Annotated in this window: 11 protein-coding genes; 3 read left to right on the top strand and 8 right to left on the bottom strand. The window is 39.9% G+C overall.

Annotation, left to right across the window (positions count from 1 at the left end):
* Positions 1 to 53: 53 nt before the first annotated feature.
* From FLEMA_RS0106960 to FLEMA_RS67785, 3 genes are read left to right on the top strand one after another with little or no spacing between them, the layout of a single operon-like run.
* Positions 54 to 3,050, top strand: coding sequence for a SusC/RagA family TonB-linked outer membrane protein (locus FLEMA_RS0106960; RefSeq protein ID WP_218918520.1), 2,997 nt, complete (start codon positions 54 to 56; stop codon positions 3,048 to 3,050).
* A gap of 22 nt (positions 3,051 to 3,072) precedes the next feature.
* Complete coding sequence (locus tag FLEMA_RS0106955) at positions 3,073 to 4,800, top strand: RagB/SusD family nutrient uptake outer membrane protein (RefSeq protein WP_026994840.1); 1,728 nt, start codon at positions 3,073 to 3,075, stop codon at positions 4,798 to 4,800.
* An 11-nt stretch (positions 4,801 to 4,811) separates the two neighbouring features.
* Positions 4,812 to 7,817: a PA14 domain-containing protein gene (locus FLEMA_RS67785; RefSeq protein WP_081681271.1), complete on the top strand. Its 3,006-nt coding sequence runs from the start codon at positions 4,812 to 4,814 to the stop codon at positions 7,815 to 7,817.
* A 116-nt stretch (positions 7,818 to 7,933) separates the two neighbouring features.
* On the opposite strand, the gene FLEMA_RS0106945 is transcribed toward FLEMA_RS67785, so the two are convergent.
* From FLEMA_RS0106945 to FLEMA_RS0106905, 8 genes are all read right to left on the bottom strand, one after another.
* A complete protein-coding gene (locus FLEMA_RS0106945; RefSeq protein WP_026994839.1) occupies positions 7,934 to 8,563 on the bottom strand; it encodes a YdcF family protein in 630 nt (209 codons plus the stop codon).
* 125 nt (positions 8,564 to 8,688) lie between these two features.
* Complete coding sequence (locus tag FLEMA_RS0106940) at positions 8,689 to 9,372, bottom strand: GDSL-type esterase/lipase family protein (RefSeq protein WP_026994838.1); 684 nt, start codon at positions 9,370 to 9,372, stop codon at positions 8,689 to 8,691.
* Between the two features lie 45 nt (positions 9,373 to 9,417).
* Positions 9,418 to 10,959, bottom strand: a complete 1,542-nt coding sequence (locus FLEMA_RS67780) for a sialate O-acetylesterase (protein ID WP_052353998.1) — start codon at positions 10,957 to 10,959, stop codon at positions 9,418 to 9,420.
* 5 nt (positions 10,960 to 10,964) lie between these two features.
* Entirely contained in the window at positions 10,965 to 12,920 is a 1,956-nt protein-coding gene (locus tag FLEMA_RS0106930) for a family 20 glycosylhydrolase (RefSeq protein WP_026994837.1), read from the bottom strand.
* Positions 12,911 to 14,065 (bottom strand): sialidase family protein, encoded by a 1,155-nt coding sequence (locus tag FLEMA_RS0106925; protein ID WP_026994836.1) that lies wholly within the window; start codon positions 14,063 to 14,065, stop codon positions 12,911 to 12,913. Before FLEMA_RS0106925 ends, FLEMA_RS0106930 begins: the two co-directional genes overlap by 10 nt.
* 30 nt (positions 14,066 to 14,095) lie before the next feature.
* Positions 14,096 to 15,292 carry an AGE family epimerase/isomerase gene (locus tag FLEMA_RS0106920; protein WP_218918519.1) on the bottom strand — a complete coding sequence of 399 codons (1,197 nt, stop codon included), beginning with the start codon at positions 15,290 to 15,292 and terminating at the stop codon, positions 14,096 to 14,098.
* Between the two features lie 101 nt (positions 15,293 to 15,393).
* A complete protein-coding gene (locus FLEMA_RS0106915) occupies positions 15,394 to 16,614 on the bottom strand; it encodes an MFS transporter (RefSeq protein WP_026994834.1) in 1,221 nt (406 codons plus the stop codon).
* Between the two features lie 529 nt (positions 16,615 to 17,143).
* Positions 17,144 to 18,286: a Kelch repeat-containing protein gene (locus FLEMA_RS0106905; RefSeq protein ID WP_026994832.1), complete on the bottom strand. Its 1,143-nt coding sequence runs from the start codon at positions 18,284 to 18,286 to the stop codon at positions 17,144 to 17,146.
* Positions 18,287 to 18,288: the final 2 nt, after the last annotated feature.

The following is an 18,288-nucleotide window of genomic DNA, read 5'->3' as shown; positions in this document are numbered from 1 at the left end:
ATCAAATAGTAACAAATAATGGATGTAAAGAATCCGTTTAAACAACAATTTTGATGAAAAAAAACTTGTACAAACTGGCACAAGATGCAAAAAAGTCGACGCTGATGAAATGGTCTAACACAACGACCATAGCTATGCTTTTAAGTATGCTTGTGGCTATATCAGGAGTAGCCCAGTCCCAGAAGGGCATCTTAATTTCGGGAAAAGTGGCTGACAAGCAAGGCGTTTTACCTGGTGTTTCGGTAGTAGAAAAAGGCACTAGCAACGGTACAACTACTAATTCGGAGGGAAAATTCAGCTTACAGCTTTCGGCTGGAGCTAAGGTACTCACCATTTCTCATGTGGGTTATTTTACACAAGATGTAGATGTAAAAAACAAAACAACCATTGAAATTACGCTAGAAGAAGACCAGAAAACCCTCAATGAAGTAGTGGTAATCGGTTATGGCTCGCTCAACAAACGAGAGGTTTCTAGTGCTATTACCCACTTAGGGTCAAAAGATTTATTGCGTGTGGGCGGTAACAACCCATTGATGGCTATTCAAGGAAAAGTAGCAGGGCTTTCAGTAACCAATACCGCAAGTGCTGACCCTAACTCTTCGCCAAGTATTCAGCTTCGTGGGGCATCTTCACGTAGTGCAGGCCTTGGCCCATTGTTTGTAATCAATGGTATTCCTGGAGGAAATATCGACAACATCAACCAAAACGAAATTGAATCTATCGACGTACTAAAAGGTGGTGCGGCTTCGGCAATTTATGGAACACGTGGTAGTAACGGGGTTATCGTAATCACTACTAAAAAAGGCTCGTCCGAGTCTCGTCTATTCTACGATGGCTACACCACTTTTGACTACCTAGCCAACCAATTATCGGTTCTTTCTAAAGACCAGTTTTTGGCCAACAAACGTGGTGTAGACCTTGGCGGAAATACCAACTGGATGAAAGAAGTGAGTCGTGAGCCTTCGTTTTCACACAAGCATACCTTACAATTTTCGGGAGGGAATGGACAAACAAGTTACTTCACCTCAATAGATTATCGTGATGCAAACGGAATTGATCTTCGTTCGGCAAAAACAGAATATGGTGGTCGTGTAAATATTAACCATACCACTGCCAACAACTTGGTTACGTTGACATTCAATGCAGCACCACGTTATGCCAAAACAAAGAGAGCAGATTATAGCGGATTTAATTATGCTTTAACGCTCAACCCTACCCTTTCGGTTAGAGATGCAGCAGGTAAATACAACTATATTACGTCGGGTTTCTTTGCTAATAACCCCGTTGAAACTGCCAATACTATTTTGGCCGACCAAGAATTTAAGTTATTGGATTTCAATGGTTCAGCTAAGTTGAATATTCTTGATAACCTTAGCACTAGCGTAACTTTTGGAGAGGTAAGCTCTTCGTATCGTAACATGAACTTCACGCCTTCCAACATTACCCCTGTAATTAATGGTAGTGGACGTAATACGGCATCGCAATCGCTAGACGAAAACGACCAGAAAAGTTTAGAATGGCTTGGCAACTATTCGTTAGATATAAGTAAGCATTCGTTGAAGTTGCTAGCTGGATACTCATTCCAGTATTTCACATCATCGGGTTTTAGTGCTGCCAATGAAAAATTCCCATCCAATGTACTTACCTACAATTCACTCGGTACGGGCTTATGGAACTTAGAAAAAGGTATTAACAATGTCGGTTCTTACAAAAACAGCTCAAAATTAGTTGCCTTCTTCGGCCGACTCAATTATGATTTTGACCAGAAATATTACCTTTCAGTAAGTCTTCGCCGAGAAGGCTCTTCCAAGTTTGGCTATGACAACAAATGGGGCTATTTCCCTGCGGCATCGGCGGCGTGGCGTTTGACACAAGAAAAATTCATGCAAAATATTTCTTGGCTCAACGAACTGAAGATACGTGCAGATTATGGCGAAACAGGTAATCAGGATTTTGGGAATTACTTGTCGTTAGACACCTACGGAGGCTATGGTTATTATCCTTATAATGGAACATCCTTTCAGGTTTGGGGGCCTAACCAGAATACCAACTACAACCTACGCTGGGAAAAGGCTATCAACTTCAATGCAGGTGTTGACTTTGAGCTATTAGATAGCAAAATCAGCGGTAGCATCAACTACTACGAGCGTACCAACAAAGATTTGTTGGGTTCATATAATGTACCTAATCCACCCAATATTCAGGGAAGTACATTTGCCAATGTGGGTACTATGAAAAACACAGGGATTGAATTACAATTAAGTGCCGCAGTATTAAACAAAGGCGACTTTAGCTATAACCTTAGCGTAGTAGGTGCATATAATGAAAATAAATTTGTTTCATTTTCTAATGAATTGTTCAAAGGCCAGACTTACATTGATGTCGTAGGAATGCCCGCTCCAGGAAGTCCAGGAACGATTCAGCGTTTGCAAGAAGACAGACGAATCGGAAGCTTTTACGCACTCAAATCTGCAGGAGTGAATGAAAACGGAGCGTTGTTGGTGTATAACAAAAAAGGTGAAATTATACCTGCTAACCAAGCCAACAACGATGACAAGCAGTTTGTAGGAAATGGTCTTCCTAAGTTTACAACAGGTATTTCAAATACCTTCAAATACAAAAATTGGGATTTGAGTGTATTCCTACGTGGTGCATTTGGGTATAAATTATTCAATACTTATGCCTTTTATCTGGGTACTCCAGCCACTCAGGAAAATGCCAATGTACTTTCTTCGGCTTATGATGGTAGCAAATATTCAAAACTGACTAGCACCTCAACGTATTCATCGCTTTCTGATTACTTTTTAGAACCAGGAGGATTCTTGAAGATTGATAACGTTACACTAAGCTATACCAAACCCCTAAAGCTCAAGGCTATACAGTCGGCACGTATTTATGCGACTGCTAGAAATTTAGCAACATTCACGAAATACACAGGCGGCGACCCTGACCTTGTACAAGTAAACGGGCTATATCCAGGGGTCAATAGTTCGTTGAACTACTACCCTTCTACAACACAACTGTTGCTGGGGTTACAACTTACTTTTTAATTTCCTGATTAAAATTCCAACCATGAAAAAGAATCTTATTTCAAAATACCTATCTCGATTTACGGCCTGTGCGATTCTCTCGTTGACGGTAGGCTGTACCAATCTGGACGAAGAATTATTCGATAGAATTACTTCTGAAAACTTCCTACAAACACGTGATGACGTAACACGAGATTTCTTGCGTGCATTTGAGCATAGTTATTGGAGTATTCAAGGTGGCAATACATTTATGCTACAAGAAAATAGCTCCGACGAAATGATGACACCCAACCGCCAAGGCGACTGGTTTGATGGTGGTCAGTTTCAACGTGTACACTACCATACTTGGACACCCAACGACGGCTTCACTAGCGACCCTTGGAATGCCCTTTACGGCGGTATAACACTAGCAACGAATTCGCTTGAAGACTTGGAGGGTATCACTGACCCCGCCAAATTCGAGATGACACGTGCCGAATTAGACGGAATGATTGCCGAGCTAAAAGTACTTCGTGCATGGTTAAATATCCGTTTACTGGATTTTTACAGAAATATCGTAATCGTTACCAAAGTAAAAGGACAAAGTGCTGGTGGACTACAAGTACCTCCACAGGAAGCTTTCAACTTTATTGAAAAAGAACTGAAAGATGCAATTCCACAACTTTCTACCAATACTACTTTGGGTAATAACGTAGCTGGACGCTGGACAAAAGGCGGTGCAGCCGCACTATTAGTAAGGCTTTATTTGAATGCAAAAGTATATACTGGCACAGACCGCTTTGCCGATTGTGCCAAAGTAGCTCAGGATATAATCAGCGGACAATATGGCACTTATGCTCTTGAAAGCCGCTGGGATGCACCATTCGACTATACCAATCCTACCTCTAAAGAAACTATTTTCGGCTTTCCGGGAAGTTTCAGCTTAACACACTGGCAGTATGATGGCGGTATGTATTTTTGGATGTTGCCCAACCTAGCTCCAAGCTATTTTGGATTTACTGATTTTGGTAATGCCAACCCTAAATATGCTATGCAACCCGGCCTTGATGTGGATAGTGTAGAGTATAATTTCACTTTGGGTAAGCCTTTTATCAAATTCCAAAAATACAAAGATGACCTTCGTTTGAAAAAATACAAAAACCTAGGAAATAGCAAGCGTGAAGGGATGTTCTTGTATGGCTATTTGCCTTATATCAATTCGGCAGGGAAACAAGATACAGTAAGAGGCTTTAAAGGCCCTTATCCTCTTTTCTTTAGAGATCAAGTTGGTCGGTTCTTAGATGCCAAACCAGGAACAAAAATTGCCGATAAGGTTTCAAATATGAACAATGCTGATAATAATTCAGGGCTTTATCCAGTAAAATACCCTTATTACCCAAGCAGCGACCAAAATAAAATCTCTTCGGCTTATGCAGAAATTCGTTTTGCTGAAATTTATTACTCTTTAGCTGAATGTAAATACAGAGCTGGCGACAAAGCTGGTGCTGCGGTATTACTAAATACTGTCCGCAAACGCAACTATCCAGAGGGTTCTTCAAGTTTATATAGTGCTAGCGGTAGCGAACTTACAGACCGCGAAATGCTTGACGAATGGATGCGTGAATTCTTGGCTGAAGGCCGTAGAAGAACCGACTTAGTACGTTGGGGTGTGTTTAGCACTGGTACTTGGTGGGATAAAAATCCTGATAAAGATAACCATACAGACATCTTCCCAATCGGACAAAATGTATTGAATGCTTCGCCACAATTAAAGCAAAACCCTGGTTACTAAATATAATTTTAATGAAATCTTACAAGCCCATGGCTGTGCTAAGTACCGCATTTTTATGTGCGGTACTTGGTACGGCCAGTCTTGGTTCAGGCAGTACTTTTACTGGCTTTAAACCATCCACAAAACCAACTATCGCCCCTACTCCACGTCCTCGTGAAGCATGGGTTTTACGCTCTGTTCTTGATTCAAGAACCAGAGTTTTAAGTATCTCCTTGCACAATAATCTTTGGATTGCTTACAATACTAAAACAGCCTCATTGTACAAAGCTTGGTCTGGAAAAATCAATTTCAATGGCCCCGTTTACACTTCTTCGCATGGCCCACAACCCATTTCAACGGGTATTACCTACATGGAAGAACCTGACGAAAACCCGTGGCGCATCGAAGTAAACGGCAAACAAGTTACACCCGAAGTTAACTACAAAGGTCACACTATTCTGAACAATCAGGTTATCCTGAAATACGAATTAGCCTATCAAGGTCAGAGAATTTTAGTAGAAGAAAAACCAGAATACTTTGAGGTTGGAAATGGCAAAGCGGGTTACGAACGTGTATTTACGGTAAAAAATATACCCACTGATGCTAAAGTATCTGTAAATATGCACTTGGCTTCGCTACTGGCTACCACTGATTATTCAACGGATGGGAAATTTACAATAAGTAATCAACGTGATGAGCAAAGCCAAAATCAGGCTTTTAAAGCAATTGATGGAAAACTGACGCTAAACAATACGGGTACAACTACTTTTTCTATTCACCTAACACCAAAACCAGAACAACCTCTAGCTTCGCAAACGATGAGCAGGTCAGAAATGATTGCGAATCTTTTTGCCAAAAGTGATTGTAATACCTGTCATAATCAGGACGTAAAAACGGTGGGGCCATCGTACAAAGCCATCGCTGAACGTTACGAAAACAATGAGCAAAACCGCAATACGCTTATTGCCAAGGTAATCAAAGGCGGAGCTGGTAATTGGGGACAAATCCCGATGTCGCCACACCCTACTTTAAAAAAGGAAGATGCTGATGCAATGGTTTCTTACATCATGAGTCTCGATGCAGCCAAAGAAAGAGAACAAGCTGCAAGTAAACTGATGCCAAGACCTGCCTACAAGATTATTCTCAAAGCAGAAAAACCAAACCAATCCGCTAAAACCGAAAAACAAGGTATCGCCATCAACGTGTATCAATTTGCCAATGCTATTGGTGAAGTCCCTGAAGTAAATGATGAAATGTTACCTATAAAATCTGGTTCTATCAATGCTTTGCACTTAGATGAACAAGATTTTGGTGACATGAAAGATAACTTTGCCATTTATGCCAGCGGTTTTATCAACATCAAAAAAACAACCAATATTGACTTTAGATTAGTTTGTGATGATGGCGGTAAACTCTTTATTGATAACAAACTAATTATCGATAATGGTGTAAATCACGGCCTGCAACCTACCGATGGCGAAATTATTTTGAAACCGGGTAAACATCCATTCAGATTAGAATATTACCAAGGTTTGTACGGCAAAGGGCTTTCGTTACAATGGCGACCTTACGGTAGCAAGGCTTTTGTAGTAGTACCGCCTTCTGTGTTTACTTATAAAGAATCTGCCATTAAAAATACAGGACAAACAGCTATTAAGGTTCAGAAAAATGATATTCCGGGCGACCAATCACCATTGGTTGCTGTGCATCCAAGCTTTACTTTATCGCAGGCAAGACCAGACAATTTTCAGCCCAAAGTAGGTGGAATGGATTTTCTATCTGATGGTAGAATGGTTGTGAGTACTTGGGATTCTCTGGGCTCTGTGTATATTATTGACGGACGCAATGCGGCTTCGCCAAGTGATATTCAAGTGAAACGCATTGCCTATGGGCTTGCCGAACCTTTGGGTTTGAAAGTGGTGGATGATGAAATTTACATCATGCAAAAGCAAGAACTCACCAAACTAGTTGACTTAAATAAAGACGAGATTATTGATGAGTACCAAACCATTTGTAATGGCTGGAAAGTCTCGGCCAACTTCCATGAATTTGCTTTTGGGCTAGTTTATAAAGATGGCTATTTCTACGGAACACTCGCTACAGCCATTAACCCGGGTGGTGCAAGTACCAAACCACAAATTCCTGACCGTGGAAAAGCCATCAAAATTTCAAAGAAAGATGGTTCATTCTCGTTTGTAGCTTCGGGTTTAAGAACACCTAACGGCATAGGTTTAGGCGTAGATAATGAAATTTTTATCGCTGATAATCAAGGAGACTGGTTACCTGCCAACAAAATTGTTCATTTACAAGAAGGTGCTTGGTATGGTTCTCGTTCGGTAGATTTTGAAGGTACTGCCAATCGTCAAGAAACGCTGCCTGTAGTGTGGCTTACACAAGACGAAATTGGTAATTCGCCAAGCCAGCCAGCTAAACTTAATATTGGCCCTTATCAAAACCAAATGATTCATGGCGATGTAACCCACGGAGGAATCAAAAGAGTATTTGCCGAAAAAATAAACGGTACGTATCAAGGTGCAGTATTTAGATTTACGCAAGGTTTAGAAGCTGGTGTAAATCGCCTTGTGTGGAGTCCAGACGGCACATTGTATATTGGCGGTGTGGGTTCAACTGGCAACTGGGGACACGCTGGAAAACTTAGTTATGGTTTACAAAAACTCACTTTCAATAATAACATAGCTTTTGAAATGCTGGCAGTACGTGCCAAATCGGATGGTGTAGAAATTGAATTTACAGAACCATTGAAGGAAGGTGTTGGCGAAAAAGCGTCAGACTATGACATTCGTCAATGGTGGTTTAAGCCAACTGGCGATTATGGTGGCCCTAAATTAGATAATGAAAGCTTACCTGTAAAATCAGTAAATGTATCTAGCGACCGCAAGAAAGTAACGCTACAATTGGCTGGCATGAAAAGTAAACACGTCGTTTATATCCATTTGAACCGAAAAACGATTGTCAGTCAAAATGGCAATAATCTGTGGAGTACCGAAGCTTGGTACACGATGAATGTTTTACCATAATATAGACCAGCACATAACAAAATGGCTATCATAGTTGAAGGCAAAAGTTGCTCTTTATGATAGCTATTTTGTTATTGATGGCCTTGATATTTCAAATATTGTTACTCAGACATATATTACGCCATCACATACCGATTATATCCTCTATCAACCAGCTCTTTATATGCTTCCCAAACATCCGTAGGTACTTGTTCTGGAATCTGAAAGCCCAATTCTCCATATACTTTTATACGTTGCAAATCACCGACAATCAAGTGAATAAAGGTTTCTTGATTGTCTACCAATTCTAAATATTCATGATAAGTCAGTGGTTCGGCTGAGGTCGACCATTTTACCTCAGGCCACTGTTGAGCAGCGGTATTATAAGCTCGGCGAGTCATGTAAGGTTTGGCAATCAACAAACCTTCACGGTGCGGTAAGTCATATTGTTCAATAATTTTTTTGGAAAAAAGTATATTTTCACCTGTGTTAGAGGCCTTTTCTTCTAAATAAATTTTCTCAGATGGAACGCCCAAATCTATCATGACTTTGGAAAACTTTTGTGCTTCTGTCTCCGTCCAGATTTCATTGGTGACTTTGCCCAAACCTCCTGAAACAACGATGTAGCTTACAGGATTTTCTAAAAAATATTCAGCCGCAAACTTCGGCACTCGCAAATCGCTACTACCCAATACCAAAATAAAATCGGGATGTTGAGGTACACAACACTTATTTAAATAATTATAAATTTTCTCTTCGGGCAACATAAGTATTAGTGCTGAATTATGAGTGGTGAATTGTGAATATAAAATTTTAATTATCAATGTCTTACATCTTCAATTGATTAAATCTTATTTTGCACGATTACTTATAAATGAGCTATTTTTAATTTCTAATTAAGATACTCTTCTATCACTTTTTTCCAAGCCAAATACCCCTCTCCTAATAAATGAAGTCCATCATTAGTGAATTTGGGATTCATTCGACCTGTTTCGTCTACCAAACTTGTATATACATCGAGATACACAAATGACAATGAGTTGCTTAGATTTTTCAAAGATTGATTTACTTGGATGATTTCAGGCTTTTTGCTCGTATGTCCTCCGAATTTCTTAAAAGATTCATTCACAGGAAAAATACTTTGTACAAAAATCTGCGTTTTAGGAGATGTCTCATGCAAAATGGTCACAATCTGGCGTATATTTTTGACCACACTGTCTGGCGAAATTCCTCTAGCCAAATCATTAGTCCCTATTAACAAAAATACCTTAGCTGGTTTTCGTTCAGCCACTTCATCGATTCTGTTCAAAACCCCTGCGCTAATATCGCCACTGATACCTCTATTTTTGATATGAGAATTTTGAAACATTTCTGCCCATTCTCCGCCATCAGTAATACTGTTGCCCAACATAATAATGTCTTTTGAAGTTTTGGGTAAAACCTTAAAAAGCGCCACTCTTTGATGGTAATAGGTTGAAAATAAAGAATCTGGAAAACGATACTTTACTTGTTGTGCTTGTGCCATAAAGGCAAAAAATAGGCCGAATACACAGCCTATTGCAAATTTGATTTTCATAGAAGATATGTTAAACATGAGTTTTTTGCTACCGTAAAGTACGTTTTAAAAATTTCCTTTTAATGCTATCTTAAACGGCATCAAGGGTAAATTTGCTTCGTTGACAATATTGCATTTTGGATTGGGTAACCAAGCATAATTGATTTGCGTAACCTGTTTATCCGAGGGCAAAGTAAGGATTATTTTATCAGAAAAGAGCGTTATTTTTTCTGGATAAAAGAAAGATGCTTCTGTACCACCCAGATTAAATCCTTGCAAGAGAAAACCTTTGGGATTTAGGCCATCGTTGGTTTGTAATTTACTTGCAAAATCAAACCATAGCTCAACTTGATTGCCTTTTTGCTGATATTCTTTAAAAATCGGTCCTGAATAATCAAGAGGTAACTGATAGGTTTTGGCTAAAGCTAATAAACTCAGTCGCTCGCCAATGGGCTTTTTGTCAGTCGGGTGGACATCTAATGAGTCCCCAGTATCGATACTCACAATCATGCCAACGTTACTGATTTTTTGACTCAACTCAAACTGACTCGCACGAAAAGCAGGCCAGCCAGAACGATTAGCAATGGCGGGCAATTGGACTGTATAAATGGGAAAATCACTTTGATTCCATGTTTTTCGCCAGCTTTTTACCAAAGTCTCAAACAAAGGTGTATGAATTTCGGGATGTGTGGCATTGGATTCACCCTGATACCAAATCACGCCTTTGATGGCAAATGGAGCTAGAGGTTTTATGCCATTATTAAACAAGAAAGAACCCGCAAAAGGATGTAATAATTTACGATTGGGCGTAGCATCCTGTAGCACAAGAGCCAGATTTTCATTGCTTCGTTCCAATACCCAAGGATGAATATCCTGAGCTTTTTGTAGCCAATCTTTATCCACAAACTGCCGTAATTGAGGATGCGAAGCCAAACTTGCCGAATCGATATAGGCTTGGGTAGTAGTGCCACCAACGGCATTACAAATGAGCCCAATTGGTACATTGAGCTTTTGCTGTAACTGTTTCCCAAAATAATAACCCACCGCCGAAAACTTAGCAGCCGTTTCGGGCGTACATAGTTGCCAGCTCGTAGGCTCATAAAACTTACCTGCTTGTAAATCAGATAAAAGAGTATCACTAAATACCACCTTCGCCAAGGGACGAGCACTAGCACGGGGTGTCATGCGAAACAATCGAATTTGAGCATTATCCGCTTGTGATATTTCCTGTTTAGCATTTTTGGTTTGCTCCAAACGAAATTCCATATTGGACTGCCCAGCACAAAGCCACACTTCGCCCACTAGAATATTTTGAAAAACTAGGCGCTGTTTTTGAGAGCTAACCTGTAGTTGAAAAGGCCCTCCTGCGGTGTGAGCAGGCATATTGATTTTCCAATTACCATTTTTATCTGTCTTAGTTTTTAGTGAAAATCCATCAAACGAAACATTTACTTCACAACCTCGACATGATTTTCCCCAAACAGGGATAGCCATTTTCTGCTGCAATACCATGTTATCGCTAAAAATAGCGGGTAATTCAAGCTGTGCTTGTGCCACTAGACTCAAGCACAGCAATTTGCCTAGAAGTGTAAAAAGATATTTTTTCATGATTGTTATTCAAAAAATGGCAAAACTGTAAACATCCATTTCACGGGATTTTGCCAATCGCTTCCTTTAAAAGTACCTACAGGAGCTTTAACTTTTATTTCATTCCAGCCTTTATGTAGTTGTATCCTAATCGGTTGACGATATTCATATCCTTCGTCTGTTAAGGGCTGTTCCAAGGTAGGATTCTGCCCTGCATTCGCCCATGAAGGAGCTTGTATGAGTTGATTATTGACCCAAACTTTACTTGCACGGGTGTCCCATTGAGATGAAGGCGGAACAGCGGTAGCCATCGACCTAGAAATATTATTGAATCCTATCCAGCAATAGGCAGTGGTATCGGCGGGCATCCAGATTTTTTGGATAGTATACCAAGTGGTATTTTCTTGTGGATTAGCTAATACTCCTTTTACAACGGGTGACCACCAATGCCGTAAAACAACAGTACCGCCTAGTGCTTCTTGGTTAGGTATGGGGTTTTGATTTAGAAAATGGGTTTGTTCTGGGACAAAAGCGCTATCAAGTTTTCCATGATTAAAAAATGGACCAAACAGTTGCCAACGGATATGTCCTTGCGGGTGATAGGGAAAAGGTTTATCCTTAAAGTTTTGTATTTTTTGTACAAGTAATCTTTTTTCAAAATTGTCAAATTTAGCAACTGCATCCACCTCTTTTGCATCGATATTGGTCACCCACTGAGTTTGTCCACCTCCAACCCACGTTCGTTCCGAAAAAGCTAACATACTAGGATATAAGGCATTCATAGTCAATAAATCTTTTTCTTGACGAATATTTCTATCATGCCAGAGACATAAGGTTGCTCCTAATACTTGTTTGTCTGATTGTGAACGGTCGCCAATATTTCGTTGAAAAAGCATCGTAACAACCTCCAGCGGGTCGATATGATTGATGTACAAATGTCGAGAATCGATGTAAACTTCTCCCTCAGGAATAGACTCGTGTCCCATCCATAATTGTCTGATGGTCTCCTGGGGCAAATTCCCCCCAGGCGACCAGCCAATCACTTTTCTTCCAAAACTTTTGACATATTGAGTCATTTCTGGCAAAAAATCATGATTGGTAATTTTTACCTCATCGCCACCAATATGCAAATAGTTGATAGGGTATGTTTGACAAACTTCTTTGATAATTTCTTTGACAATTTGTACACCTTCTTTGCTCTGCATCGATACCCCCATCGCTCGTTCAAATGCCTGACTATGACCTGGCATATCTATTTCTGGAACAAATTCGATATGTCGTTCTTTGCAATAGTCTATCAATTGCATCATGTCAGCATGACTATAAAACTTCCCTTTTTGACGCAACATTGTGTTTGCATCGGTAAGTTGAGGATATTTTTTTAGTGCTAATCTCCAAGCTACATCTTCGGTCAGGTGGAAATGAAAAACATTGAGCTTATAACTGGCCATCACGTCGATTTGCTCTTTGAGTTGAGGTATAGATTGGTAGTTTCGACCAACATCTACCAAATAGCCTCGCCATGCAAAAGCTGGGCTGTCCTTGATAGAACAACCCTGAATCTCCTTGTTTTTTTGTAGCTGTAAAAAGGTTTGTATGCCATTAAAAACCCCGTGCGAGGTATTAGCTTTCAGCATCACTTTTTGAGAAAACACCTCAAGTTGATAAGCTTCTTCAGGTAAATGGCTGGTAATAACTTGACCTAAACTCAAACTAATGCCTTGTAGAGGAGCATTTTTCTGAAAAAGCACTTTTACCTTGTATCCCTTTTTTGAAAGCTGTTTCTGTAAAAAAATTGCTTCGGATTTTAAACGTCTATCATTGTAGTAAACGGCCCTTGCCTGAGTCAAGTCAAATGCTCGTGATGTCCATGTAAGTTGTCTGGGCAAGGGTATTAAACTTGGATAAGTTGGCGTTTGACTCAATGCAAAAAAATGACTCAAAAATGTTAACAAACCTACCATTAATACTTTTACTTCCATGACACGGTATGAAAAATGATTTGTTTGTAATTGTCTTTTTCGTACAAAATCCCAATTTGATTTTTTCCCACTTGCACAATATCCGAATAGGCGGCATTGTCGCGTGTATGTCCTGCCTCAGCTTTGTCTATGACCCAATTTTTCACCCAAGTTTTTCCTTCGTCATAACTAATTCTTAATGTAAGGTTATCTCTATTTTTGGTATCTGCAGCATTACAAAAAGCCAAAATGGTCTTTTTCCCTTCTGTAAAGCTTAAAATACTGCCTTGGCATACAGGGTCTGGAAGGTTTGGGTCAAAATAGGTATCGTGCCAATGTTGTCCGCCATCGTTACTAATCGCTACTATTCGCTGGCGAATATCCCCTTTTTGATTACGAGCATTAAACATCAATTTATCACCCGACAAAGGAGCGGCTGTAGCCTCATTGCCTCCTGCGATATTGATAGTTTCGCTCAAATGAAAGGTTTTGCCGTGGTCATCACTATAAAATCCATGAGCATAATAATCCACAAAATGTGCCTGTGGTTCACCCTGCGAGTGATTGGCAGCCACATAGATGCGACCTTTGTATTTGCCTTTCAAAAACTGTGTAGCATGCCCAGGCGTATTGGCATACGAACGCCAATCTTCTTGAAACTGATAGGCTGGATTAATCTTCGGTTGGTTGGGTCTATGCACTTGCGTGGTGATATTCTGTGGCTTCGACCAAGTGTGTCCTGCATCTACGGATGTCACAAACCAAACTTCTCGAATCCCATGTCCTTTACGAATTTCTCCTTCGTGGTTATTTCCAGTATTGTAAAAAAGGAAGATACGCCCTTGGGGATACTTTGGGTCGGTAAGGTCAACGACTGGCGCAGGATTACCCGCTTGAAGAGAATCATAATTGATAGCAACTTCTATATTTCCCCATGTTTTTCCTTGGTCTTTGCTACGTTTCAGAACAATATTAATATCTCCAAAATCGCCACTTCCGTTGACTCTCCCCTCGGCGAAAGCCAATAATTCGCCTGAAGGTAAACCGATTATGGCAGGTATTCTAAAAGATTTATGCCCCTCTTGTCCTGAGGTAAAAACAGGTACTTGTGCCCACAATTGACTTGTTAACAAGACATTCAGAATGATTCCTAGTATTTTTTTCATAGTTATAGTTAAATATCTAAAGCTGATGTTCTATCCTCTTTTTTCTAAAAAGTCATTCAAAATTTTATAGCAATACCACTCTTGGCGAGGTAAATGAAATGGTCCTTTAAACAAATTACCTTTGGCAGTTTGTGCAAGACTTCCATCACGATGCAAGTATCCAAACCATTCACCATTAACAGGGTCATGAAAGTGCTGGTAGGCATAGTCATGCACCATTTGATGCCACTGGGCGTATTTTTCATTTCCTGTCATCAAATAGGCCAATAGAGTGGCAATAATGGCTTCGTTATGCGGCCACCAAAACTTCATATCTTGCCAATATTCTTGTACAGGTTTGTCGTAAACATCTCTAAAATACAAAATACCCCCGTGTTCTTTATCCCAACCTCTTTCCCACATATAATCAAGCATTTTACAGCCTAATTCAATCAAATGAGGATCATTGTTGCGATATTGGGCTTCGTGCAAAATAAACCAAGCCCCTTCAATCGCATGGCCAGGATTGAGGGTGCGCCCGTCGATATGGTCGATAATACTGCCGTCGAGTGCCACACTTTCCATCACACAACGAATATCGTCTTTGACAAAATACTGTTCTATTTGCTGAATCCAAGTTTCAATCCAAACATCACAGCGCTCATCGCCAATAGTTTCACGAAGTTGCTGGGCGGTGTTCATCATAATCATCGGCACACCGATTCCTCGTGTTGGACGAGTATTCGTAAACTTTGCTGGTAGTAAAGTTGGATTGCTGGCATATTCCAAACATTTGCCAAATAACTCACGAGCTTTTTGTGCCGCTGACTCATCACCCGATGCTTTGGCATAGGCAGCGTGCGCAATTACAGCAAAGGTTTCCGAAAAATAGTAACGACGTTTTCGAATACCTTCTCCTTGTCGAGTTACGTGAAAAAACATTTGTCCGTCGGTATCAAAGCAATGTTTGTTCAGAAAATCTATGCCATTTTTGGCACCATTGAGCCACATTTCATTTTCGCCAAAAGTATTTACCAAAGTCGAAAGTGTCCAAGCGGCTCGTCCCTGAATCCAAACGGCTTTATCGTCATCAATGAGCGAACCATCTTGGTCTCTCATGAGCAGATAACCGCCATATTCCCAATCTATACTTCGAGGAAACCAAAAGGGTATGGTATCTTCTAGTAATTGTTTTTTATAAAAATCTCTTAATGTTGTAAGTAGTTGGATGTCCATTTTGGATTGCATATTTTTTAGAAATTGAAAGAAAAGGGAGAGCCTTACCTTGATGAAGCATGTACACATCAGGTAATCAACCGCTCTTCCCTTTGTCCATAACTATCCAATTTTCACTTTGCTATTTTGGGTTTTATTAATGCCAGAAAAATCCCTAAGGCGATAAAAACTAAGCCTCCCAGACTCGCTAAATCATATCCCAGATTTCCTTGGTCGGTAGATTTCCCTAAAATATTGGTAATCAATGCCCCTGCAAATACCCCACACATATTCATAAGTCCGTAAGCAGTACCACGTTGTTTTTCGGAAACGATTTGACAAAGAATAGGCATATTGTTGGCGTCGAACATGCCATATCCTAATCCAAAACAGATAGCAGCTCCTACCAAATGCCAAACTTCTGTACCAAAACCGAGCAAAAACAAGGCAGGAATCGTAAGTCCTAAACCAATGGTACTCACAAAAATTCGTCCTCGAATATGTGTTTGTATCCAGCGATCAGAGAAATATCCACCAGCAAGAACTCCAACCAAAGAGGAAAAAGCCATAGTGATGGTAGATAGCGGACCTGCCTGAGCCATATCTATTTTTAGACTTTGAGAAAAAAGTGTAGGTAGCCAATTTTTGATACCCCAGCCCGACAGACTAGGAATCGTAAAATAAAGCAATAGCAAGATAAAAGCAGTATTGCCAAACAGACTTTTTAAATTATGAACTATCTTATTTTCTGACACTTCAGTGATATTATATTCTTCTTTTTTCCGATTTTCTTTTAATAAAACCATTAATAAAAGAGCATATCCAACGCCTACAAAGCCAAATAATTGGAAAGTTGCCTGCCATGAAAAAGAAGCCGCAATAGTAGCCCCAAATCCTCCAAGCGACTGCCCTATATATAAGCCTGTCATGTGGATACCAATGGCTATTGAACGGCTTTTGGAATCATGATAATCGGCAATAAGTGACAACGCAGCAGGAATATACAGTGATTCGCTAAAGCCCATTAATGCCCTAAGAGCCAACAGTTGAGTAAAATTTTGAGCAAAGCCCATCAATAATGTCACCGCAGACCATACAAACAAACTACTGACAATAATCCATTTGCGGTTGATACGGTCGGCAGCCAGTCCAGAGATAGGACTCATAAGACCATATATCCAAAGAAAAATGGCCATTAATTGCCCAAAATTTGTAGCAGTCTGAAGCTCAACAATCGACACTTGCATACTTGCTTTCATGGTCGAAAGCATCTGTCGGTCGAGGTAATTGAGCAAGGCCACCACCCAAAGTAGCGCTACAACGAGCCATTTATAGTTTTTGGAATTAAATAACATTTTGATTGGTGATTTTGGATTTTAGATTGCGGATATCAACCTCTGTATTGTGTTCTATGAAAACAGAACAAACGAATTAAGCATGAGTGCTGATTTTTTAGTTTAAACTTTTTATTATCAATATTTTATATTTAAAACCATTACTGTACGAAGGTTTTTATTTTGTTCGACAGAGTTCTTATTTATTGTTTTTTGGGGGTGTAGGTGCAACCCTTGCGGTTGCCATTTTGAATGAGGTAACTCCAAGCGTTACTGCAAGCGTTACCGCTACACTTTTGATTATCAATATCCTATATTTAAAGCTAGTACTGTACGAAGGTTTTTATTTTGTTCGACAGAGTTCTTATTTATTGTTTTTTGGGGTGTAGGTGCAACCCTTGCGGTTGCCATTTTGAATGAGGTAACTGCAAGAGTTACCGCTACACCAATTTTATTTTAATGATAAAGCTCAACTTTCTTAGAGTACTAATTTTAAATTCACAACTCAGCACTAACACTTACCTCTGGTCGAGCGCCAATGGCTAAAACCCTATTTTATTTCTCCTACTAATATTTCTACACTTCTTACGCCTGCTTTTATTTCACCAGAAGGAATAATTATTTTGTTGTCCCAAATAATGGCCGCAGTAGTTACAGGTACAATAAAAGGAATTTTGCCAAGCTTTTTCCATGTATTTTTCTGGGAATCAAAAAGTAAAATTTCTCGACTAAAACCAGGATGATTAACTTGTAGATGATTCTTTTGGGCAATAAGTTTAGCCTTTTTCTCAGGGTCAGATTCTTGGGCGATTTGTGCCAACAAAATCTCTACCTGATGAAAAGTTTCGCCTTTATCACCGCCAAATAACATACATTGATGCTTACCCATCGCTACACCAGTACCCGCCGAAATAGCATAAGGTAAAGATTGTTGCGTAGTCCAGACTTTTTTATTCTCATCAAAAGCATAACAAGAATTGTAAAAGTCGCTAATGCCGTTGGCTTGCCTTTGGCGTCCGCCAACTAGATATAATTGATGGTTGAGATTAAACAGTAAAGCGTGCGAAAGGCTCACAGGAAGTTCCGCAACGAGTTGCCAACCAAGCGATATATGTTTCAAATCCAATTTGAGTAATTGATTCGAAACACCAGTTTTGGTTTCGCCACCCGCCAAGTAAATATCCGAATCATGTACAATGGTTGCGGCAGCATTACTAATGCCTTGAGGTAAATCAGGCAAAGGTTCTATGGCTGGTTGTTCTTCCTTCGGATTCCATTTAAGGATAAAAACCTCTTTTCGATAACCTTCTTGGTCTTCGCCACCGATGCAAATCAGCCCTTGTGCAGACTGAACAGTGGTTGTATAAGCCATTTTTTGAGGCAATCGAAAAGTCTGAGAATGCCAGAAGAATGCCTTGTTAGTATTTTTGTGTAATACATAAATGTCATCGAAATACTTCTTTTTTCCACCCTCCCAAGGCAAAGCATCTTCAAAATTAGCTCCACCCGCTATCATCAACACATTTTGAGATACGCCAACGATTGGACCAGCCAAGCCTGCTTGTTTGGTATGTCCATTAGCCACTGGCAATGAATGCAATACCGACCATTGAAGTTGAGGTGGCACATCGTTCGACATATCGTTGGTATATCCTATGCAAGAAATAATCGTAGACATAAGTAAATTTTTCATAG

This window comes from Flectobacillus major DSM 103, assembly GCF_000427405.1.
GTDB classification, from domain to species: domain Bacteria; phylum Bacteroidota; class Bacteroidia; order Cytophagales; family Spirosomataceae; genus Flectobacillus; species Flectobacillus major.
Note: the sequence above shows the minus strand (reverse complement) of the source record. Positions and strands in the feature narration are given on the sequence as shown.